Source organism: Tardiphaga sp. 866_E4_N1_4, assembly GCF_052076075.1.
Classification (GTDB): domain Bacteria; phylum Pseudomonadota; class Alphaproteobacteria; order Rhizobiales; family Xanthobacteraceae; genus Tardiphaga; species Tardiphaga robiniae.
On sequence record NZ_CP197242.1, the window covers coordinates 848,240 to 867,976 of the forward strand.

23 protein-coding genes and 1 pseudogene are annotated in these 19,737 nt (G+C 57.9%); 7 read left to right on the plus strand and 17 right to left on the minus strand.

Annotated features, from left to right (window positions below):
- Positions 1 to 104: 104 nt before the first annotated feature.
- Together AB8B20_RS04340 and AB8B20_RS04345 are read left to right on the plus strand one after the other, a co-directional pair.
- Positions 105 to 368 (plus strand): hypothetical protein, encoded by a 264-nt coding sequence (locus tag AB8B20_RS04340; protein WP_120289550.1) that lies wholly within the window; start codon positions 105 to 107, stop codon positions 366 to 368.
- A 349-nt stretch (positions 369 to 717) separates the two neighbouring features.
- Positions 718 to 1,647, plus strand: a complete 930-nt coding sequence (locus tag AB8B20_RS04345; protein WP_439071785.1) for a DUF4344 domain-containing metallopeptidase — start codon at positions 718 to 720, stop codon at positions 1,645 to 1,647.
- 485 nt (positions 1,648 to 2,132) lie between these two features.
- Here AB8B20_RS04345 and AB8B20_RS04350 read toward each other — a convergent pair whose 3' ends face one another.
- The 9 genes from AB8B20_RS04350 to AB8B20_RS04390 all read right to left on the minus strand — a co-directional run bounded on the left by AB8B20_RS04350 (position 2,133) and on the right by AB8B20_RS04390 (position 10,516).
- Entirely contained in the window at positions 2,133 to 2,603 is a 471-nt protein-coding gene (locus tag AB8B20_RS04350) for a hypothetical protein (protein WP_120289546.1), read from the minus strand.
- Positions 2,587 to 3,510, minus strand: coding sequence for a DUF2950 domain-containing protein (locus tag AB8B20_RS04355; RefSeq protein WP_120289544.1), 924 nt, complete (start codon positions 3,508 to 3,510; stop codon positions 2,587 to 2,589). Before AB8B20_RS04355 ends, AB8B20_RS04350 begins: the two co-directional genes overlap by 17 nt.
- The gene (locus AB8B20_RS04360) at positions 3,507 to 5,135 is read right to left on the minus strand and encodes a DUF3300 domain-containing protein (RefSeq protein WP_120289542.1); all 1,629 of its coding nucleotides are present in this window, start codon (positions 5,133 to 5,135) and stop codon (positions 3,507 to 3,509) included. The genes AB8B20_RS04355 and AB8B20_RS04360 overlap by 4 nt, the downstream gene beginning before the upstream one ends.
- 116 nt (positions 5,136 to 5,251) lie before the next feature.
- A complete protein-coding gene (locus AB8B20_RS04365; protein WP_120289540.1) occupies positions 5,252 to 7,153 on the minus strand; it encodes a sensor histidine kinase in 1,902 nt (633 codons plus the stop codon).
- 96 nt (positions 7,154 to 7,249) lie between these two features.
- The gene (locus tag AB8B20_RS04370; RefSeq protein WP_439073021.1) at positions 7,250 to 7,489 is read right to left on the minus strand and encodes a hypothetical protein; all 240 of its coding nucleotides are present in this window, start codon (positions 7,487 to 7,489) and stop codon (positions 7,250 to 7,252) included.
- 38 nt (positions 7,490 to 7,527) lie between these two features.
- A complete protein-coding gene (locus AB8B20_RS04375; protein WP_439071786.1) occupies positions 7,528 to 8,331 on the minus strand; it encodes a DUF2092 domain-containing protein in 804 nt (267 codons plus the stop codon).
- A 79-nt stretch (positions 8,332 to 8,410) separates the two neighbouring features.
- Entirely contained in the window at positions 8,411 to 8,836 is a 426-nt protein-coding gene (locus AB8B20_RS04380) for a hypothetical protein (protein WP_439071787.1), read from the minus strand.
- Between the two features lie 11 nt (positions 8,837 to 8,847).
- The gene (locus AB8B20_RS04385; RefSeq protein WP_120290304.1) at positions 8,848 to 10,080 is read right to left on the minus strand and encodes a biotin/lipoyl-binding protein; all 1,233 of its coding nucleotides are present in this window, start codon (positions 10,078 to 10,080) and stop codon (positions 8,848 to 8,850) included.
- On the minus strand, positions 10,073 to 10,516 hold the full coding sequence (locus AB8B20_RS04390) for a hypothetical protein (protein ID WP_120289534.1): 444 nt from the start codon (positions 10,514 to 10,516) through the stop codon (positions 10,073 to 10,075). Before AB8B20_RS04390 ends, AB8B20_RS04385 begins: the two co-directional genes overlap by 8 nt.
- Positions 10,517 to 10,674: 158 nt before the next feature.
- Between AB8B20_RS04390 and AB8B20_RS04395 the strand changes: the two genes are divergently transcribed.
- Complete coding sequence (locus tag AB8B20_RS04395; RefSeq protein WP_089264212.1) at positions 10,675 to 11,130, plus strand: hypothetical protein; 456 nt, start codon at positions 10,675 to 10,677, stop codon at positions 11,128 to 11,130.
- 36 nt (positions 11,131 to 11,166) lie between these two features.
- The gene (gene ppk2, locus AB8B20_RS04400) at positions 11,167 to 11,967 is read left to right on the plus strand and encodes a polyphosphate kinase 2 (RefSeq protein WP_120289532.1); all 801 of its coding nucleotides are present in this window, start codon (positions 11,167 to 11,169) and stop codon (positions 11,965 to 11,967) included.
- A gap of 43 nt (positions 11,968 to 12,010) precedes the next feature.
- On the opposite strand, the gene AB8B20_RS04405 is transcribed toward ppk2, so the two are convergent.
- The 4 genes from AB8B20_RS04405 to AB8B20_RS04420 form a co-directional block, all read right to left on the minus strand.
- Entirely contained in the window at positions 12,011 to 12,445 is a 435-nt protein-coding gene (locus AB8B20_RS04405) for a hypothetical protein (RefSeq protein WP_120289530.1), read from the minus strand.
- Between the two features lie 54 nt (positions 12,446 to 12,499).
- Positions 12,500 to 12,655: a hypothetical protein gene (locus tag AB8B20_RS04410; protein WP_158596792.1), complete on the minus strand. Its 156-nt coding sequence runs from the start codon at positions 12,653 to 12,655 to the stop codon at positions 12,500 to 12,502.
- Between the two features lie 123 nt (positions 12,656 to 12,778).
- Complete coding sequence (locus AB8B20_RS04415; protein WP_439071788.1) at positions 12,779 to 14,371, minus strand: SulP family inorganic anion transporter; 1,593 nt, start codon at positions 14,369 to 14,371, stop codon at positions 12,779 to 12,781.
- Positions 14,372 to 14,439: 68 nt separating this feature from the next.
- Positions 14,440 to 15,156, minus strand: a complete 717-nt coding sequence (locus AB8B20_RS04420) for a YoaK family protein (RefSeq protein ID WP_120289526.1) — start codon at positions 15,154 to 15,156, stop codon at positions 14,440 to 14,442.
- Positions 15,157 to 15,308: 152 nt separating this feature from the next.
- Between AB8B20_RS04420 and AB8B20_RS04425 the strand changes: the two genes are divergently transcribed.
- Both AB8B20_RS04425 and AB8B20_RS04430 read left to right on the plus strand, forming a co-directional pair.
- Positions 15,309 to 16,148, plus strand: coding sequence for an alpha/beta hydrolase family protein (locus AB8B20_RS04425; protein ID WP_439060489.1), 840 nt, complete (start codon positions 15,309 to 15,311; stop codon positions 16,146 to 16,148).
- Positions 16,149 to 16,169: 21 nt separating this feature from the next.
- Positions 16,170 to 16,787 (plus strand): invasion associated locus B family protein, encoded by a 618-nt coding sequence (locus AB8B20_RS04430; RefSeq protein ID WP_439071789.1) that lies wholly within the window; start codon positions 16,170 to 16,172, stop codon positions 16,785 to 16,787.
- 22 nt (positions 16,788 to 16,809) lie between these two features.
- On the opposite strand, the gene AB8B20_RS04435 is transcribed toward AB8B20_RS04430, so the two are convergent.
- A complete protein-coding gene (locus AB8B20_RS04435) occupies positions 16,810 to 17,427 on the minus strand; it encodes a response regulator (RefSeq protein ID WP_120289520.1) in 618 nt (205 codons plus the stop codon).
- Positions 17,428 to 17,733: 306 nt separating this feature from the next.
- Here AB8B20_RS04435 and AB8B20_RS04440 point away from each other — a divergent pair, with 306 nt between their 5' ends.
- On the plus strand, positions 17,734 to 18,417 hold the full coding sequence (locus tag AB8B20_RS04440; protein WP_120289518.1) for a helix-turn-helix domain-containing protein: 684 nt from the start codon (positions 17,734 to 17,736) through the stop codon (positions 18,415 to 18,417).
- Here the strand turns inward: AB8B20_RS04440 and AB8B20_RS04445 are convergent.
- The 3 genes and pseudogenes from AB8B20_RS04445 to AB8B20_RS04455 all read right to left on the minus strand — a co-directional run.
- Positions 18,395 to 18,853, minus strand: coding sequence for a potassium channel family protein (locus tag AB8B20_RS04445; RefSeq protein ID WP_089264203.1), 459 nt, complete (start codon positions 18,851 to 18,853; stop codon positions 18,395 to 18,397). The two genes, AB8B20_RS04440 and AB8B20_RS04445, sit on opposite strands and share 23 nt — an antisense overlap.
- A gap of 18 nt (positions 18,854 to 18,871) precedes the next feature.
- The gene (locus tag AB8B20_RS04450) at positions 18,872 to 19,564 is read right to left on the minus strand and encodes an alpha/beta fold hydrolase (RefSeq protein ID WP_439071790.1); all 693 of its coding nucleotides are present in this window, start codon (positions 19,562 to 19,564) and stop codon (positions 18,872 to 18,874) included.
- Positions 19,545 to 19,733 (minus strand): annotated as a pseudogene (locus AB8B20_RS04455) (alpha/beta fold hydrolase); the annotation flags it as partial. The gene AB8B20_RS04450 and the pseudogene AB8B20_RS04455, both read right to left, overlap by 20 nt.
- Between the last annotated feature and the right edge of the window lie 4 nt (positions 19,734 to 19,737).

The following is a 19,737-nucleotide window of genomic DNA, read 5'->3' on the forward strand; positions in this document are numbered from 1 at the left end:
TCAACGTCTGCGAGCTTCAAGCATTCACGCTATAGTAACGCGCCCCACAGGCGTCTCCACCAGTCACCCTTCGGTGACGCAAGCGTGAAAGAGGGAGTGCGGCCATGCACCCGAGGAAAAGTCCATCAATCAAGTCGGCGACTATTGCCGGTATTATTGCGAGCGCCCTGTTGGGGTCTGCAGGCCTCACTCTCAATCCGGCGCCAGCCAACGCGGTCGTTTATTGCCAGTACGTCAGCTATCCTTCAGGTTGTGTTGCCCGCGCGGGCGTCGCGCTTAGGGCACGTCCGGTGGCGCGCGCTGCGGTTCGTCATAACGCCGGTGGCAACATGAATGGTGGCGTCAATCGCGTCGGGGTGAGACGGTAGAGGTCGGTATGCCGCGGCTGCCCGGCTCGTTGTCGCCATTCTCATAATTGCGGTCGCGGAGCTTCCAGGCCACCGCGATCTGCATGCCAGCACGCCCTGGCACCCGGCGCGGGCCGGCAAGTAAAGCGCTTGCGGCTGCCGCTTGCTCGCGGGCGCACTTCTAACAACTGAGATGATAGCTCAAATTCAACGCGCCATTCTTGAAAATCAAATCTCTGTTGCCCAAACCCTGCGGATAGTCCTGTACTCGCAAGCCGTAAGTCGATGCAAGGCTGGCGAACGTCTCCGCCCGCAAGCGAACGAGAGAGCTGCTCGAAGAGCGAAGAGACCCCTTAAAAGCAGGTCGAACATGTCGCCACAGCTCGACCATCTGCAATCCCATCGGACGACCGTTTCGGATGTAGTACGGAGCGGCTTGTTGAGCCGATCGCTTGCCGCAGTGACCGCAATACTCCTCGGCGCCATGGCCGCCATCGGCAGCGTAGATGCTGCGCCGCGAGCCAAGCCTGACCAGATCCGATACAAGTATATTCGGCCAACAGATCCGTCGCACCAAGCGATCTACGATCAGATCAAGCAAGGCCGAGCCCTTGAACTCCTGCAGCAATTGCTGAGCCCTCTCCGCCTTCCCCATCCGCTCACACTCAAAGTCGTGAGTTGCGACGGCGTTCCCGATGCCTGGTACGGAGATGAGGTCGTCACGTTGTGCTACGAACTGCTGGCAGAGATTCTGAAGAATGCGACGACGCGCGATCTCCCTGCTGGGGTCTCCAAAGCCGACACAATTCTCGGTCCAGCGCTCGACGTTTTCCTGCACGAGACCGGACATGCTGTTTTCGACATGCTGCAAATCCCTGTCCTCGGCCGGGAGGAGGATGCGGCCGATCAGTTCTCCGCTTACGTCATGCTCCGGCTCAGCAAAGCCGAGGCCCGCAGAATGATCCTCGGCGCAGCCTATCTTCGCGCAAAGGAGCTTCCGGAAGCGGAGCCCCTGTCCTCTCGCGATAAGTTCTCGGACGAGCATTCGATGCCGGCCCAGCGAGCTTTCAATGTTTTGTGTATCGCTTACGGCGCGGACAAGAAGCTGTTTGCCGATATCGTCGCGAACGACATCTTGCCTAAGCAGCGAGCCGAAACCTGCGAGATCGACTACGACGATCTCACATTCGCTATGACGGCCTTGATCGGTCCGCATATCGACAAGACTTCAGCCAGGAAATTTCATGAGGTTTGGACGAGAACCGTCAGCGCCCGCCGTACGCGTCTGAATCGCCAGTAGGATAGATTTTATCCTCGTCCCGCTGTAGTCGGTCATCCCGGCGAATCGGCGTTCACCGTCTCCCAAGAAGCGATCGTCGAAAACCACTACCCCGAGCTTCTTTCTCGCAACCGAAACTTCCCGTCATGCCTCGCCCGTATTTTCTCTGCCGCTTGAGGTAATAGACCTCGTCGCGATAATCGAGCCAAACAACAGTATCTTCATGGCAATGCTCCCGCGCCTGCGTCTCATAGCGAAACGAAGTAAGCGGGAGAGCAGTGACAGCAGACGGCGCGAACAGCAGAAATGCGAACACCCAGGGGCACTGTCGGCAGATCAAGGCCTTACCGCGAATAGTGGATAGTTTACGTGACAGCACTAATCCCCAGCCAATTTCTGCGGACCGCCCCAAAAATAGATAAGGCCTTTCAGGCGCTTTCGATAAATTCATGCTGAGTGCGCACCTCTTACGAAATCAAACCGATTACGTCGTGACTATCCGCTCGTCACTCCTTCAGGGAAATTGTGATCTGGCCGATATTTCCAGCAAGCTCCACTCCCGCGCGGGGTCCGCGCAGGGCAATCCTTACACCCTGCCCATTCGTTAGTTGAACGCCGCCCATCCCGCCAACGAAGGCGCCTCCACCCCCAACAGAGCTATAGGTGCCGGCAAAGTCCCTGATCTGCCTTATGCCCGAGGCCCATCCTGTCAGTCGAATGACGGACACTCCCGCTGCAAACCCGAGACTCAGGCCGGATACCCTGAATGGATAGTCCCGGCCGCGATATGTCACGATGCCGCTGCCGCCGCCCGCTCCCAAGACCAGCCCCGCCTTCAACAGCTTTACCCGAACATAGCCGGATGCCTGAGCCCGGGACGGCGTCACCGGAACAGTCGATGTGAGCAGTACAACTGCCGTCAGATGCATCACGAGCAGACGCAAAGCAGATATCCCGCGCTCAGGGCTTTTCTGCATCGACTTTCTTCCAGGTCTGGTCCGGATCGAACAAGGACATGCGCCTCACGATCCGGTCGGTCTGCGGTCCGAGATCCTTTTCGTAGACCGTCCCGGCATGATTGACCACGAACGTCTTGACGCCGGAATTTCCGTATTCGGCAGGCCAGGCGATTAGTCCATAGCCGCCGATCATCTTGCCTTTCACCAAATAGATCAGCGCGCCGCCGGGAGCATTGGCCCCCTGCCCTTTCAGTATGCGAAAGTAGTAGCCGTGATACGGCTGCGGCTTTTCACCGACCTGGTAGCCTTCAGTTGAAGCTTCTGCGACCAACGCACCCAACGGGCTCGGATCGCCATCATCACGCCAAAACAGCCCGTCCTTCTTGCCCGGCGTCGATACAATCCGCTGTGCATAAACGCCAGCGCCCTCGCCGCGATCCTTCTCGGCATATTCGTTCTGGGCGTCGACATAGGCGAGACTGGTCTGGATCGCATCAAGTTCGTTACGGCCGATCCGGCGATACAGGACCTCGATGCGGCCCTCTTCAGTATCGAACTCCCAACCTGTCTTGGTGTTGATGAGTGGAATCGGGAACGGAAAGTCGTCCGTACCGAGCATCAAGGTAGCTCTCTTGTTGCCCTCCGTCTTGATCGCATGCTTGGCGTCATACATGGACGTGAAGCGCAGACGCGTGTCAGCGTCGGCCACCTCGTCACCGGACGACACGATGTCATCGGCTGCCTTGCCGAGGACCTTTAGAATATCGCTAGCGTCACCCTTGACCGCGATGGCAAGCGCCGCTGCAGCAGCCTCCGGCGTTGGAAAGGATTGTTGCGCTTCCGACACCGAGCCCATGAGAGCCAGCGCTACGACAGCCGCCGCAGTTGTCGATGCAGCGCGATGGATTGACGTCCAAACGATCATGGCGACACCTCCGAAGGGATTTTTGCGCCATTTGCAAGCCAATCCCGATAGGTGCGGAACGTCAGACCGAGCGCCTCATACTTCACCCGCAGGTAGCCGTCGCTGCCCCGCCTCACGGCATCTGGCACCACGTTTTCGACTTCCTGCGCGATCACGCCGACATAGGCCTTCTGGCCGCCGAGATAGCTGAAGCGATAGTAGCCGAGACCGTTGGCGAGATGGCCCAGCAGGACAACGTCATGCTTCAGAGCGATGTCAGACCGCCGCCCACCGCCGCCGCCACCTCGGAAACCACCGCCGCCACCACCACGGAAACCACCGCCGCCACCGCCATGAAAGCCGCCGCCTCCGCGCGCACCAGCGAAGCTTGCGCCGCCGCCGCGCGGCATGCTCGCCATGCTGGCCCGTCCGCGTGCAGACGCCGCCGCCGCCGCGCGGCCGGACGACACATTCATTGCACCGCCACGATTTCCACCGCCACGCCCGGCCGCGCCGGCCCCGCTGCGGTTGGCAGTCTTCACACGATCACCGCCGCCTTTGGCGCGATTGCCAGCCTTCGCGCGATCGGCGCCGCCTTTGGCCCGGTCCGCAACGCCGGCGCGATCTCCACCTCCCGGCCGATCTCGTGTGCCGGCGCCAACGCCGCCTCGATCTCCCGCGCGATCGCCTGCGCCCTGGTTCGGACGCAGCACCTGCTGCCCGTCGCGACCACGGAAATCCATCCGGTTCGAGGCGCCCGCCTTCAGATTGTTGTTGCTGAAGCGCTGCTGAACGTTGGCGTTGTTGTAGCGCACGCCCTGGCGGTGCGCCGGGTTGTGCTGCCAACCGTTTCCAACATTGGTCGTGCGATGGTTGACATAGACGTTGCGGTTACCCCAGTTGAAGCCACCGCCCCAGTAGTTGCCCCAACGCCCGATTGCCCATGCGGTGCCGAAGGCGACACCCGCCGCGACAACACCCGCGCCGATATAGGACGGGTACCCGAAGTAATACGGTGGATATTCCGCATAGGGCCAGGTCCCGTACACCGTTGCCGGATCGTAATACGGTACATAAACCGCCGCAGGATCCGCCTGTTCGATTACGACCACCTGCTTGCTTTCCTGGGCCTTAACGCTGACCTTTTGCTGCTTGGTGGTCACGAGCTTTTTGTTGTCATAGGCTTTCGCCCGCAGCCGCTGGATCGCATCCATGACATCCGGCTGTTGAGCGAGCACCGCATCGCCGAGGCTCTTTGTCCAATCGACCTTGTCGCTCATCATCGCCAGGACGTCCGGAGTGCTGACCAGAGCCTTGACGCTGTCGTCCCACGCCTGCTTGTCGACCGCTTCCTTCAGCGCGTCACCCTTGAGCGACTTGCGTTCCTTGGCCCAACGATCCGCCTGCACTACCTCCAGCGGGTAGGTCGATGCTGCCAGGACATTCGCGAGCAGTTCGTCGGGATAAAGCGCAATGGGTGCGACCAGCGCCTCAAGTTGCTCTGGCTTTAGCAGCTCGACGCTCGGCGTTGGTCGGCTCGCCGGAACGTCTGGAGCGGCTGCCTTATCAACCGTCTGGGCCGAGACAGCGACAGGGATCGCCATCACCAGTGCAAGCGCGAATAGAATCTTGCGGCAGCAGAACATCACACCCTCCTTCGGGGTTCCCTGCAGCAAGCATCGACGGAAGGGAGGAAGGTCCTTTGATCAAGATCAAGGAAAGCCGAATTTCCAGTGACCGCGACGTTGGAGGATCTCTGACTTCATGCGGTGGACGACTGCGCGAGAGCGAGTGGGATTTTGATCACAAACAGCGCGCCGCCTGATACTTGATTTGCAGCAGAGATCTCCCCTTGGTGCGCCTCTACGATAGTACGGGCGATGGCGAGTCCCATACCCAAGCCTTGCGCCTTGGTCGTGAAGAATGGGTTGAAGATGCTCCGGATATCCGCGACCACGATTCCTGGACCGGTGTCGCTAATCTTGATTTCGGCGTGCGCGTTCAGCCGGGCCGTCGATATGTTGACTTCGCGCTCTTTATCGTCGGCATCGGAGATTGCGTCCATTGCATTAATGATCAGGTTGAGAATGACCTGTTGCAGCTGAACCGGATCGCCCTTGACGTACAAATCGCCCGAAGCGGCAGCGAACATTAGCGCAATGCCGCGTCGATCAGTCACTGCTTCTACAAGCCCGATCGCCTCCCGCACCGTATTGTTCAAATCGATGTCCCGGACCTCGAACGGCGTTTTCTTCAGTACGCTGCGAAGTCGGCGGATCACTTCGCTGGCCCGTTGATCGTCACGCCTGATGTCCGCAAGGATTTCCCTAACTTCGGCGAGATCCGGAGAGGCCCCCTTCAGCAAAAGCTCCGCTGTCTCTGTATTCGTAAGAATGGAGCCAAGCGGCTGATTCAGCTCATGCGCAATGGAGGTCGTCAACTCTCCGGCGGCCGAATAGCGGTTGACGTGCGCAAGTTCCGCCAGCCGCTGTCGTGACTCGATCTCGGCAAGGCGTCGCCGGCGACGTTCGTGCAATAAGCCGCTGATCAACCCCGTTTGGATCAGAATGACGGCAGCAATCAGCTGAATCTGCCAGCGATACTGCGCCCAAATATCGGGCTCGCGAAACAGGATCTCGCTGCCCGGCGGCAGATTGCTCTGGTTGATGCCCCAGCGTTGCATTTGCCGCCAATCGAATTTCGGCGCAGCGAATTCAATTGGCTCGACTTTGATGTTCCCCGGCTTCTCGCCGCCAAGGATTCGAACCGCTGCGTTGACAGTCTGCTTGCTGGTTTCGGCGATCGAATGCATCGGGCCGCCAACGGTTTCTGGATCGAAAAAGGCTTCCTGGTAGGAGAAGATCGGCGCATTGGCGACTGCATGAAGGCTACGCAAGGCAAGGTCGCCTTCATGGCTGACACCGGCAGCGTCGATAGACATCAAACCCCAGAACAGGACGGTGTGCGGCGGAAGCGCAGACGCTCTCTTGAGAATTTCCGTAAACGGAAGATCGGTGTAATAGACAAAGGCGACACGGTTCTCTAGCGGCTTCAATTCCCTTTTTAGCTCCTCAAGCCAAAATTGTTCCAATGCTGAGGCACCGATCACAACGGCAATCGTCTGAGTTTCCGGCATGACCTGAAGAATATTCTTGAACGCGGCCAGAAAATCATTGCGGACCGAAATGACGGTGTCGTTGTCCGTGAGGTTCACGCGGTTCACCAGCCGCTGCTCCACCACCGTCAGAACCATTGGCGTTCCGGGAAAAAGCTGCTCGCGATACTTCTGAACGAACGTTGCCGCCGGCGCTCCGATGCTCAACACGATATCAGGTGGACGGCCATGGTAGAGCGAGTTCAAATAGTCAACGAACGGTGCTTCCGGACCCGGGTTATTGAACCTCGCCGTGAGCAGCGCATGTTCCTGGATGTCCAGCGGCCACGGCGAAAGCCGCTCGAGCGTCGCCTTGATGCTCCTAGCATGCTCGCTCCAGGGGCGAAATTCCCGACCGAATGAATGAAGTACCAGCACGCGCTTAATGTCACTACGCTCAGTAGCTCCGGCAATGTCGAACGGAATGGACGCCCACAGCAGCGCGCAGACACACAGACGTACGACCAGGCGTAGTCGATCCGTGACAGCAACGGGGATGCAGCGATTCATCGTCCTCCCCAACCGTCTGAGACTCGCGAACAGTCGCTATGACACAGTGTCAGCGTGTGCGCATTTCCGCAACAGCCGGGCCAGGCAGCGCTGACGTCAACAGACCGTCGTGACTCGCCCATAGGCGTCCACGACTTGCCTGCACGATGAGCCATAATAGACGCCCGCGGCGCCGGCCGCAGCACCCACTGCAACGGCTCGGCGGGTGGTCCGGCGCGCTACCCCGGCATAGCTCATCGGTGTCAGCGGCCGCCCAACCCTCGCTTCAGCGACGGAGAATACCCCATGTATTGTGACGTCTCCGCCGCTCCAGCACCATCCCGCTACAAAGGACATGAGCGCGACTGCTACCATGATCACTTTTCGCACTGATTTCATTTTTTTGCTCCTGATGGCGTACCGGGGGGAATTTCGTCGAACTCTGCCATTGCGCCGGAATCCAGATCGACCTTCGTCGCACCGGCCGGTGGCTTGAATACAAATGTGTCGGCCTCCACGACGGCGTCATTCTTCCAGTCCCTGATCCTGAGCGTGTATTGCGGTGCCCCGGTCACCGTCTTGCTGGTGATCACATATTTCCGAGGAACAGGCCGTGCTCCACTCTCGATCCAGATTTGCCAATCGATATCCGCGCCACGAAACGCCAGATGTTCGCATTCGACGCCGTCGATCATACCTTGCCCAATGTGTTGAGCCTGGACGACATTGGACATCAACACGTCATAGGTATTTGTAAGCAGCAAGTCCGTGCCTGGCATCGCAGCGCCCGATTTCGCTTGGATCAGATCGACAAGCTGATCGATGGACCCCACAAGGTCGGCCTGCACATAGGCCTTGGCATTGTTGCCATAGATCGACGCAGTCTTTCCGTCGTAGATAAAGTCGACGTCGGTATAGCCTCCCGTTCGGCTAATCCGAAGCTTGTCCGGTCGCGAGAGCTGCATTCTTCCGGAACTCGTAAACTGGATCTTCTCCAGCTCAGGCGTCACGACCTCGATATCACTTTCGAATGTCGCAGAGATCGACTTTTGCGCGGCCGTGTATTCAGCCATCGCCTTAAGCAATTTCGCTGGATCGTCCGCACTGGCCGGCTGTGCAGAAAATGCGATGGCGGCAGCGACCAGCGCCACATCTACAAGGTGTTTTGGCTTACTGTTAACTGAATCTCTCTCGTTCATAGCGTAACTCCCTTGGTCAACTCTATCCAGCCACCCCGCGCACACTTTCTGTGATCCAGGTCAATCGCATCATCGGATGCTAATCCGCTATATCGCAACGATGGTAGGACACTTTCATATCCACCATTCCCGGAAACTCTCGAGAGATCGTATTTTCATCAACCACGTTAAGGATGAACTGGACGTGTGAAAGCATAATGCTCGATGCGCAGGCCGCGATCAGGTTGATCGTTTCCTTACTTTCCTTCTTCGACTTGATCTTGCAGATCTCGTGTTTTCCCCTCAGACGATCTGCTTCGGCGATGAAGCCGCCGCCGTATACGCCGGAGAAATTCGTAAACGCGATCTGTTTCGCACGCCCCTTGCGGGTAAACACTTTGTTGCATTGGTCCGCACTTGTCGCCCACGCACCAGCAAGATCGATCGCCTTTGCGCTCCGCGGTGACAACATTGCTGAGGAAGCCGCAATCAGGGCAATAACGACAAATCTTTGAAGCATAGCCATATTCTTTCCTCTCAATGACCGCTCAATACCAGTGTCTTGATTGGCAACAGCAGCGCCTGGATCCGCAACAGCAATGCATGCACAAGTCCGGTCGCATCTACGGCATGCAGGGCAAACCCCTTCAACGCACCAGTTTTTGGATCGGCAATTACGTCATGGTTGCTGGTGTACGCATTAACGATACACGCACTGCCCGGCGTGACTCCCTCCAAGCCGCCTTTGTAAAGCGGCTCCAGGAAGACGAGAATCGAACCGGGTCTTTGCAGGTTCTGCGGATCAATCAACAGCTCGCCGCTACGGAATTGCCCCGCGGCGATAAAATCCTGCACGCTTGTGACGACCAGCGGAATGATGACCCACGGCTTCGAGATACAGGTTGCTTCCGCGACCATGCCCGGCTTCATGACCTGGGCTTCGATCTGGCCAAATCCGGCCTGTAAGCTACGCCGACCTGCTCCGTCGGGTATCAACACTCCGGCCGGCCGCATAAGTTGATTGACGACGTCGCCGGTGCGAATGAGAAATTGCTCAACACGGCCATCGACGCCGGCACGCACATAGGTCTTGTCGACATCCACCTGCGCTTGCGCCTGCGCGGCCTCGGCGCTCGCTCTCTCGGCCGGCAAGAGCGTAGAAACACGCAGTAGCGAAGATTCCCTCGTGGCGGTCGCCACATCGATACCGGACTGCCGCTGATCGACCAGCACTTGCAGCTTCTCGATATCGCGCTGCGGCACGATCCCGGGATTCCGACGTTGCAGTTCGGTCTTGACCTCCAGCTCATCCTTGGCCTGCTGGTGAGATGCTCTCGCTTCTCCGATCTGGGCGTCCGCCTTAGCAATGTCGGTTCGCGCCGAGACGAGGGATGCCTCGACCTCGGCGATCTTTCGCTTGGCGGTCTCCAGCGCTGCGTCCTGCTTCGAACTATCCAGCCGGAAAAGAACGTCGCCCTTTTTAACATCAGCCGTGAATCCGACATTCACCTCCGCGACACGGCCCGAGCCTTCAGGGAGAATTGGTACCGTCCGGAAGTAGATGGCCGCCGACGTTGTGGACGGATGAAAATAGAAGATCATCGTGATTAGCCCGAGCGTCAGCATCAGGCAGCCGGTGATCCCCCATCTCAGTTCATACCAGACAGAGAAGAAAGTAATCTCTTTGCCGAACCGTTTTCCCTGCCGATAGCGGCGATAGAGATAATCGGGAAGGATGGTAACCAGCGAACAGATCATGAGTTCAAGCATGGTCATGCACCCCTTGTCTTATCGAGGGCTGAACATCGGCCTTGGGGCCAGTTACAGACTCAACCTTGGCTTCAGCGGAAAGCGTGCCCGGCGTCGCATTTGCGATTCGCTCCACGGAATCCGCAATGCTGCGCATCGGCGTACCGAAATCCGGCAGGTCGATCATGGCGAGCAACAAGCCCGCGATCCAAAAAATATGCATGTGAGTGAACAGCGAGATCAGACCGAGGACAGCGACGATCTCCATCTGCAGTTTCTGGCTTTTGTGCGCCATGCGTTCGGGCAGGCTGTGCAGTTTCCAGTATAGCGTACCCGCCCATAGCAGCGTCGCTACGAGAAAAACGCCCATCACTACCATCAGGGTATCCGCTCCGTCGGCACCGGGAACGAAGAATGGCAGATGATGAGGAGCTGCGGCGTGCAACTGTTCGCTCAAGTATTCTCTCCCTTCCGGACGCCTGGGCGCTCCGCAGCCATACGCTGTACCGTGCCTCCCCACGGTGCGGTTTGCTTGATTTGGATCAATAAAACACGATCGGCCGTACATAACCTTGTGGCAGCGCCGAAGCCGACAATCACCAGGAGCCATCAATCATGTCTCGTAGCATCGATGATCTCATTCCCAACGCCACGCAGATCCGTAAAGAGGCCGCCCTCAAGGAGGCCGAGGCGGTGGAAAAGTACGCACGTCTTGCCGCGGCGGCTGAGGCCGAGAAGCGCGCGCTGATCGAGCGGCTCAGCCAACCGTCCGGCAAGAGCGAAGCCGAAAAGGTCCAGCTTGCGTCGACCATAATCCAGCGGGCGGTACGAAACGGTTTGACGGAAGTTCAGGTCTATCGCTTTCCCAATTCGCTGTGCACCGACAAGGGTCGCGCGATCAATCAGCAAGAAAAGGGATGGGAGAAAACACTAACGGGAATTCCAAGTGAGATATTTCAGCTTTGGAGCGACTATTTGCAGCCACGTGGCTATCGCATCGGTTACCAGACCATCGATTATCCGGGAGGAATACCCGGCGACATTGCCATCACAATTTCTTGGGGAGATTGAACGTGGTTCGCATCGGATTCATGCTGGAGCTGTAAGATGTCAGCTGACGTGCCAAGGGAGCGATTAAAGCGCAAGGACTACGAGAAGGAGCTGGGAAAGCTTCAGGTCGAACTCTGCCATTTGCAGGACTGGGTTAAAGCCAATAATTTAAAAGTCATCGTTCTGTTCGAAGGACGCGATGCCGCTGGCAAGGGGGGCGCCATCAAAGCCCTCACCGAAAAGGTGAGTCCGCGGGTCTTCCGCGTCTGCGCCCTGCCAGCACCGTCTGACCGCCAAAAGTCTCAGCTATTCCTTCAACGCTACATCGAGCAGTTCCCGGCAAGTGGCGAGATCGTGATCTTCGACCGAAGCTGGTACAACCGCGCTGGCGTCGAGTATGTGATGGGCTTCTGCAGCCCCGCTGAACACAAACGCTTCTTGGAATTGTGCCCGCTGGTCGAGAAATTCGCTGTGGATGCTGGGATCATCCTAATCAAGCTGTGGCTTGAAGTCGGTATGAAGGAGCAGGAGCTGCGCTTCAAGGCACGCATCGAGGATCCTCTCCGTCAATGGAAGTTAAGCCCGATGGACACCGAGTCATTTGGGCGCTGGTATGACTATTCCCGAGCGCGCGACGTGATGTTCAAGGCGACCGATACAAGGCATGCGCCATGGCGATTGGTCCGCTCCGACGACAAGCGGCGGGCTCGGCTCAACATTATATCGCATATCCTCAAGACGATCCCATACAAGAAGATTGCGCGAAAGAAGATTAGGATGTCGAAGCGTTCCAACAAGGGCCGCTACAACGATCAGGTCAGCCTCCGTCGGATGAAGTTCGTCGAAAATCGTTACTAAAAGAAACGAGGCCGCGCAGTGCGCAGCCCCGTTCGACGCCGGCTTACTTCAACCGTATCGTCACGCCGCCAACAGCGGCGGATAGTTCAGCGCCAACTTTGGGGCCGCTGAGCTGCAGGATCACGCCATTGCCATTCTGCAATTGCACGCCTCCAGCGCCACCCACCACCGCCCCACCCGCTCCGACCACTCCATAGGTGCCTTCAATTGATGTGGGCCCCTTCAAATTGATCGCGCGACCGATGAGCTTGGTGGTAGATGCACCAATCGTGAAACCCACGCTCATGCCCGAGACGGTAAAGGGATAGGCTTTTCCGCGGTACCTCAACACGCCCTCACCGCCGCCGACCCCGACAATAAAGCCACCCTTGGTAAATATCACAGCAACCTGGCCCATATCCGCGCTTGATGGCGTGGCGAAGCCGACGACCCCAGCAAGCACCGCGACTGCAACGACAAAGACGCTAAATTTTCGCATGGTTCATTCCCTTCTGGTTGTGAAACTGACTTCTTGGGCCAAGATCATCGCGAACTATCCGAACACGGTGAAAAGTAGGCCGGACATGGCATGGCCGACCGGGAAGCCATCTTCGGTACCGAACTCTGGATCTCGTGCCGAGGAAGCCGATATCGTTCCCGCGGCCAATGTCAGCAGATCGGTTGTTGCGGCGTTGCCGTCCTTGGACATGTAACAAATCCAGGATGCTGATGGCGTGTAGCCAATGCTAAAGCCGTTCCCAGTGGCGCCTGTTGATCCAAGTCAATGCAACGTGATGTTGTGAACGACGCTCCGCTTGGCACGGCAACACGGTCAACCTTTCCTCAGATCGTCGAGTACACTATCCATCCTTCGGGTCCAGTTGGCGCTGTCGGTCTTCTCCGCGAGGCCATCAGCCTGCAAAACATCTCGGACTTGCCCGCGGGCGCCGACGATCTGAAAAGCGATGCCGCGCGAGACAAGTTCGCCATGGAGGTCGTGAAGCATTTTCACGCCCGCAAGATCGATAAAGGGTGAGGAAGAGAGCCCGCAGACCACAACCCTGGTGTCCGGTGATGCGCGAACCTTTGCCATCACATTCTCCATCGCCGTTTCCGCATTGATGTAAAGTAACGAGGCCTCTGGGCGGAAAGCGAGAACACCAGCAAGGGGCTCGACGTCAGGGTATCGCGCACTATCGGCATATCGGCCTGTTCCTGCTAAGCGCCCGAGAATCGCGACGTTTGGCTGCGAGGCACGCGCCAGTAACAGAAATATGGACGCTAGCGTAGCCAGCAGGATGCCCTGAAGGATGCCCAGCATCAGCACGGAGACAAGGGCGATCGCCGCAGCATAGAAGTCGATCCGACTGATACGCCACATCCGCATTAGCGCGGCGATGTCAACTAGTTTGTAGACAGCCGTGCAAACGATCGCAGCAAGTACAGCCTTAGGCAGATTGGTCAATATCCCCGTGAGGAAAAGTAGACAGATCCCCAACGTGGCTGAACAAATGATCAGAGCGAGCGGCGTTTTCGCGCCGGCCTGATCATTAACGGCGGATTGTGACAAGCCTCCCGCAACAGGGTAACCATGGCCGAGCGCTACCGCCAGATTGGCGGCGCCCAACCCCAGAAACTCCTGCCGCACGTCGATGGGATAGTCGTGCCTCGCCGCAAAACTTCGCGCACCTGCGACGCCTTCGACATAGGCGAGCAACATGATGCCGGCAGCGAGAGGAAATAGTTCATCGAACTCAAGAAGCCCGAAGGTCGGCATGGCAATGCTCGGCAAGCCCTTCGGAATTTCGCCGGTGACGGGAATGCCAAGCGCCGGCAAGCCGAGCGCTGTCGCGACAACGATCGATAGGATGACGACTGCAAGTCCTACCGGTCTGCCGGGCAATAGACGCTCGCCCTGGAGCAGCATGATCGCAACAAGTCCGATCGCAAGCACGATCCAGTGAACACCACCGAGCTGCCCAACAAGCACGACAAGGCGATCGAAGAAATTTCGCCCGCCACCAGCAACGCCAAATAGGCTCGGCAGCTGCGTCATGATAATGGTGAGACCCGCGCCAGCCTTGAAGCCAACCAGAATGGTGTCGCTGATCAAGCGTACCAGCATGCTTAGTCGAAAGATCCAGGCAATCAGGCAGAGAGCCGCAACGCCAAGGGCTGCTACACTCGCAATCTGCGCATAGCGAAGCGCATCGCCTGCCGCTAGACCCCCGACCGAAGCGGCGATCATCAGCGAAATCGCCGAAGTCGGGCCGACAGCAAGTTGCCGCGAAGAGCCCAACAAGGCATAGCCAATGCCGCCCAGCATGTAGCCATAGATCCCGATCTGGGGCGGCATGCCGGCGAGCGCAGCATAGGCCAACGACACCGGGATCGCATAGGCGGCCAGCGTGACGCCAGCGATCATGTCACAGCGAAGCCAGTCAGCGCGATATTCGGCAAGCCAGCGCGTCGGCGGAAAGATCCCGTGCGACCTCATGCCTGCTCCCTTCGATCAACGCGATCCCGCATCATGCCGCGGAATCCGCCGCAGCATAGAAGAACCAGCAGCAACGCACCGACAGGAACGGTTAGAGTGAGTGCTGGCGCCCGCTCTGTAATGAAAGCACCGACAGCGGCGCCTGTGCCAAATGCGGCGCAAACCCCCATGAATATACGGGACTTACGCAACAGACCGACCTGGATATCTCCAGCAACCAGTGCGACCGCTCCCTCAATCGCCTGGCGAAAGTTTCCTGTGATCATCACAGAGCTGTAGTTTGAACCCTCAACCTTGGTGAAAATCGAAGTCTGCATTGCGGCCACCATCGAGACGCCCAGCGTGCCCGCAACGTCAGGCACGCGATTGTGCAGCACACCGACAAGGATCAGAACGCCAGCTTCTACGAGAATGCTGATCGGGCCGACTCGATCACCGACTGCACGCCGCAGCCATGAGGCGATCACCACGCCGACGACGAAAGCGAAGAGCGATGGCACGAAGTGAAATGCCTCCGTCCACTTCCCGGCCGTCGCTTTTACCCATAAGAATACCAAGTTGGCGGTCTGCGCATTCGCCAGAACGCCATGCGTAATCCACGTATAGGCATCGAGATAGCCGCCTGCGAAGCCCAGCAGCAACGCGACCATCAGGGTTTCTTCGCGGCGCGTCGGCACATTAACCACACGTATCGCAGAAATATTCGAGCTCATCGGGCCAACAGGCGCTGGCTCCGGCAATGAGGATTGATCTGAATCAACTGCCTTCAGAATTTTGGCTGTCGGATCGCGACATGAGGCGATCCGGAAAGGCACCCACCATGCATGCCATTCACGCGTTCGTCACGGCGGCGCTTCTTATATCCATGGCCCCTGCCGCGCCGATGCAAGCGGCCGACAAGCCCGACGCTGCGCGCATCCAGGAAGAGCTCTGGGTGCTGCCGCTGCCGTTGCCGATGTTTGCCTATCTGGTGCGCCCGATAGGCAACGGCCCCTTCCCGCTGGTTATCATGAACCACGGCGTCTCGCTCAATCCGACTGACCGCGGCTTCTTTCCCCTGGTTGAATTCCGCGATGCGGCCAAATGGTTTGCGAGGCGCGGTTATCTGGTGGTGGCGCCGGTCGGCACCGGATATGGGGCATCCGCCATCGACATTCCCGAGCGTGCCATCTACGGCCCTTTCTTCTCCAAGATCGGAAAATGCGAAAATCCAAACTTCCACGACGCCGGGCTTGCAGTCGCAAAAGTTAACCTCTGGATTATTGACTATTTGATCGCAGAAAACCGCATCGTGCCGAACGATGTCATCGTCGTTGGACAATCCGCCGGAGGTTGGGCATCCATTGCGCTATCGAGCGTAAATCCACCACAGGTTAAAGCGATCATTACTTTCGCCGCCGGCCGCGGTGGCCGCGTCGACGGCAAGCCAAACAACAACTGCGCGCCGGACAGGCTCATCGAAGCGACGGCAGATTTCGGCCGCACATCACGCATGCCAATGCTGTGGATCTACATCGAAAACGATACGTTCTTCGGACCAGCACTGTCGAAACGTATGCACGAGGCCTTCACGGCCGCCGGCGGTAAAGCAGAGTACCGCTTGATACCGCCTTTTGGTGATGAGGGGCACTTTCTCATCGGATCGCCGGAAGCTATCCCGATTTGGTCGCCAATTGTAGCGAAGTTTTTGGATGACCAGAAATGAGACCAAGACCGGAGGTCAGCTGTGACATATTCCGATCCCAATAAACCACAACGCAAGCATCCGTTGAACCCCTTCCGAGCGCTCCTACTTGCGGCGCTGGCGAGCCTCACGTTCAACAAACCCGCAGTATCCCAACAAGACCCGGCGGCCACCGCTCCTGATGGGGAAGTTCGCTCCCGCGGTCAGCGCCCAGTGAAGGACATCACCTTCGGGGACTGGAGCAAAGTCTGCTTCAAGCCTGGCGGGGCAAAACCACTTTGTCGCACATCGATCACCGGTACTTTCCCGACCGGTCAAATGGCGGTTCGGCTGGACATCATCGAACGCGAAGGCGATGCCGCCAAGCGGATACAAATATTCTCCCCCGTAGGTATGTACCTGCAAAAGCCGGTTGAACTCACGATCGATCAAGGCGTGACTTACAGAGTTCCGTACACCTGGTGTCTGACCAATGCCTGCATCGCAGGAACTATCGCCGAACCAAGCTTGGTAAAACGTATGGCACAGGGGCAGATTCTGCATCTGCAGTTTGTGGATTCCAGTCTGTTACGACTGACGACCTCGCTAGCCCTTGGTCGCTTCGCCACCGCTCATGAAGGCCCGCCCACGCAGATGTTTAATCAGGGTATCGATGAATAGTGAGAGCTGCGGCCGCTGCGATTCAAGCTCGGTCGCGCATCCCCAGCCGCTCCGCGATAGAAACGAGTTCTGCGAGTGAAAGGACACGCATTTTCTCCATTACCTGATGGCGGTGCGCTTTTATCGTGCGCTCCGTCGTTCCCAGACTTATGGCGATTTGCTTGTTGATATTTCCACGTACCACTAGATCGAACACCTGTCGCTCACGTGGCGTAAGAGATGAAACCAGCAGGCGACATAAGGCGGTTTTTTCTTGCTGACCTCCCGTAGACTCCTGGCGCGCTAGCGCACGCTCAATCGCATCAATCAACTGCTGTGATGTCACGGGCTTGGTCAGGAAGTCTTCCGCGCCGGCCTTGATCGTTCGCACCGTTACCGCGGTATCGACATGTCCCGTAAGGAAGATGATCGGCATACTCGAGCCTAGCTCGATCAAGCGGCTCTGCAATTGCGGGCCGTTAAGTGCCGGCATCTGAACATCCAGCACGATACACGCGCGCGGATTAACGTCTGGCAATCGATCCAGAAACTGCTGTGACGAAGCATATACCGCAACCTCATACCCGGCCACCCTGAGCCGACGTTCGATCGCAGCTCTAAACGACGCGTCGTCATCCACTACATGGATCAAACCAGGCATTTTGCCCTCTGAGATCAAGTTTCTCTAATGACAACCACAGCTCTGACATTTCCTGCCCGACCGACCTTCGCATTCTCTCCTATCGATCATGCGAGTGCGCCGTCCATCCGCTCAAATGATTCATTCCAAGCGTAATGCCCTTGGCGACGTAAGGCCTCGCGCATTGTACTTTGGGACAATGACCTTTGGACCAATAGCCTAAGGTTGCACCCTAGTCTTAGATCAGCTCTAGAGGAAGCGAAAAGCTCAACACTTCCCTGCAATGCAACGTTGCTCTGGCGATCATTTGGTGAGGGGAGTTGACCCATGTTTGCTCGCACGACTACGAATCCGACGCCTCGCCCCAATTCCCTCCGTGAGTTCGGCATGGCCAGCGACTCGAATCCCATCGTCAGCTTGAATGAGTTTACTTACAAAAAGAGCACCGAGATCTACGGGGAGAAAGAGCCTGCAGAGTACGTATATCAGGTGAAATCCGGTGCCGTGCGAAGCTACAAACTGCTCTCCGACGGCCGCCGTCAGATCGGCGCATTTCACCTCGCCGGAGACATCTTCGGCCTTGAGAACGGTGGCGAGCATCGGTTCACTGCGGAAGCGATTGTAGACACCACTGTTCGCCTCATTAAGCGACAAAGTTTAGAGATCGTGGCTGAAAGCGACGCCATGGTCGCGCGCAACTTGCTCAGTATGACCACAAGCAATCTGCAACACGCGGAGGATCACATGCTTCTGCTTGGCCGCAAGACCTCGCTGGAGCGGGTCGCGGCCTTCCTGCTTGAGATGGACAAGCGGTTGTCTGCCGCGGGCACTATGGCCCTGCCGATGTCACGCCGCGATATCGCCGACTACCTGGGCCTAACGCTGGAAACTGTTTCCCGCGTACTGTCGCGATTGCACGAACTGAGGACTCTCGGTTTCATCGGCAACACTCAGCGTCAGATTGTACTCTTGGACCGAAGCAGACTCGCTAGTCTGGATCTACAGGGCTGAAGCCGCGCGCACCGATCGCGGCAAGATGATCCAGCGTCTTACGCAACACTTCGAAGAGGACCGCAGTCGACCAACCAAACATCAGAATGCCATTCATGGCGGTCATCGGCCCGATCAGCCGCCACGCTTGCACCGGCGTTATATCGCCGTAGCCGAGGGTGGTGTAATTTACGAATGCGAAATAAAGAAGGTCGCTGTCGTCTGGGGCAGCGCCGACTATTGCATAGGCCAGCGCCCAAGCGAGCATTTCCAGCGTATGTGCAATCATCAGCACGGCAGCAACCCCAACCATCACGGCCATCAGGTGAAGTCTCGGTCGCGTGGTGTGCCGTAGCCCTGCTGAGCGGGCGATGCCCACCGCACCAACGGTGACCAGCGCATGAACCATGATGGTGATCACGGTAACGATCGTGCCGACGAGGAGCTGAATTGCCATTGCCTGCCCAGATCCCTGCTATTTCGAACGCCCTCCGAACCATGCGCCGAAATAGCCTGCGTAGAGCGCGGGTAGTTCAAGATTCATCGAATGCCCGATACCGGGCACAACCACGAGCCGGCAATCTGGCATTACCGCAGTCATCGCCCGGAGATCGGCTGGCGGAATCCAGCCATCCTGTTCCCCCCACAACACCAGATGGGGATGCCGGATATCCGGCATGCGGCGTTTGAGTTCTCCAATTTCTCGCTCGCGGGTAAGATTTAGCGGCGTGCCGATCCAGATCCCTTCAGAAACGCCGAAGGTCTGTTCGATGATGCGTTCAAACAGGGCCTGAATTTCCCCGAGCCCTTCGCGAAAACGTGGGATCGCATTTGGCGCCAAGCTATCTGGCAAGAATAGCGAGGACGCCGCGCTGGCCATTACCGTCCGCGTGACTTGCTTGCTTGCCATCATCGCCCGAAAAACGCCGATCTGATCGGCGTTGAAGGCCATACCGAGCGGTGAAACTGGATCGAGGGAGAATACGCTCCCAAAGCGCTCCGGTTGCATCAACAACATACGCGCGGCAATGATGCCGCCCGTTGAGTGCGTAGCAAGATGGCAGAATTTGACGTCCAGAGCGTCGATCGCGGCTAATATCCTCCGCGTGCTGCTGCATGGAGTAGTTGCTATAGTCGGCTGCAGGTTCCGGCTGGTCGCTGTCGCCACAACCGCGCCAGTCGATTCCAATCACGCGCAGTCCAGAAGGAAACAGTGGTGCGGCGATTTCGATCCAATCCTTGCTGGCGAGGTTGCCGTGAACGAAGACGACGCTAACGTCGCCTCGTCCCCACTCCCGCCAGCCCAGAGAGACCTCACCTGCCCGCACTCTTGGCATGTAT

Coding starts and splice junctions, on each gene's coding strand:
- AB8B20_RS04340 (WP_120289550.1), top strand. CDS start 105: ATGCACCCGAGGAAAAGTCCATCAATCAAGTCGGCGACTATTGCCGGT.
- AB8B20_RS04345 (WP_439071785.1), top strand. CDS start 718: ATGTCGCCACAGCTCGACCATCTGCAATCCCATCGGACGACCGTTTCG.
- AB8B20_RS04350 (WP_120289546.1), bottom strand. CDS start 2,603: ATGCAGAAAAGCCCTGAGCGCGGGATATCTGCTTTGCGTCTGCTCGTG.
- AB8B20_RS04355 (WP_120289544.1), bottom strand. CDS start 3,510: ATGATCGTTTGGACGTCAATCCATCGCGCTGCATCGACAACTGCGGCG.
- AB8B20_RS04360 (WP_120289542.1), bottom strand. CDS start 5,135: ATGTTCTGCTGCCGCAAGATTCTATTCGCGCTTGCACTGGTGATGGCG.
- AB8B20_RS04365 (WP_120289540.1), bottom strand. CDS start 7,153: ATGAATCGCTGCATCCCCGTTGCTGTCACGGATCGACTACGCCTGGTC.
- AB8B20_RS04370 (WP_439073021.1), bottom strand. CDS start 7,489: ATGTCCTTTGTAGCGGGATGGTGCTGGAGCGGCGGAGACGTCACAATA.
- AB8B20_RS04375 (WP_439071786.1), bottom strand. CDS start 8,331: ATGAACGAGAGAGATTCAGTTAACAGTAAGCCAAAACACCTTGTAGAT.
- AB8B20_RS04380 (WP_439071787.1), bottom strand. CDS start 8,836: ATGGCTATGCTTCAAAGATTTGTCGTTATTGCCCTGATTGCGGCTTCC.
- AB8B20_RS04385 (WP_120290304.1), bottom strand. CDS start 10,080: ATGCTTGAACTCATGATCTGTTCGCTGGTTACCATCCTTCCCGATTAT.
- AB8B20_RS04395 (WP_089264212.1), top strand. CDS start 10,675: ATGTCTCGTAGCATCGATGATCTCATTCCCAACGCCACGCAGATCCGT.
- ppk2 (WP_120289532.1), top strand. CDS start 11,167: ATGTCAGCTGACGTGCCAAGGGAGCGATTAAAGCGCAAGGACTACGAG.
- AB8B20_RS04405 (WP_120289530.1), bottom strand. CDS start 12,445: ATGCGAAAATTTAGCGTCTTTGTCGTTGCAGTCGCGGTGCTTGCTGGG.
- AB8B20_RS04410 (WP_158596792.1), bottom strand. CDS start 12,655: ATGTCCAAGGACGGCAACGCCGCAACAACCGATCTGCTGACATTGGCC.
- AB8B20_RS04415 (WP_439071788.1), bottom strand. CDS start 14,371: ATGATCGCTGGCGTCACGCTGGCCGCCTATGCGATCCCGGTGTCGTTG.
- AB8B20_RS04420 (WP_120289526.1), bottom strand. CDS start 15,156: ATGAGCTCGAATATTTCTGCGATACGTGTGGTTAATGTGCCGACGCGC.
- AB8B20_RS04425 (WP_439060489.1), top strand. CDS start 15,309: ATGGCCCCTGCCGCGCCGATGCAAGCGGCCGACAAGCCCGACGCTGCG.
- AB8B20_RS04435 (WP_120289520.1), bottom strand. CDS start 17,427: ATGCCTGGTTTGATCCATGTAGTGGATGACGACGCGTCGTTTAGAGCT.
- AB8B20_RS04440 (WP_120289518.1), top strand. CDS start 17,734: ATGTTTGCTCGCACGACTACGAATCCGACGCCTCGCCCCAATTCCCTC.
- AB8B20_RS04445 (WP_089264203.1), bottom strand. CDS start 18,853: ATGGCAATTCAGCTCCTCGTCGGCACGATCGTTACCGTGATCACCATC.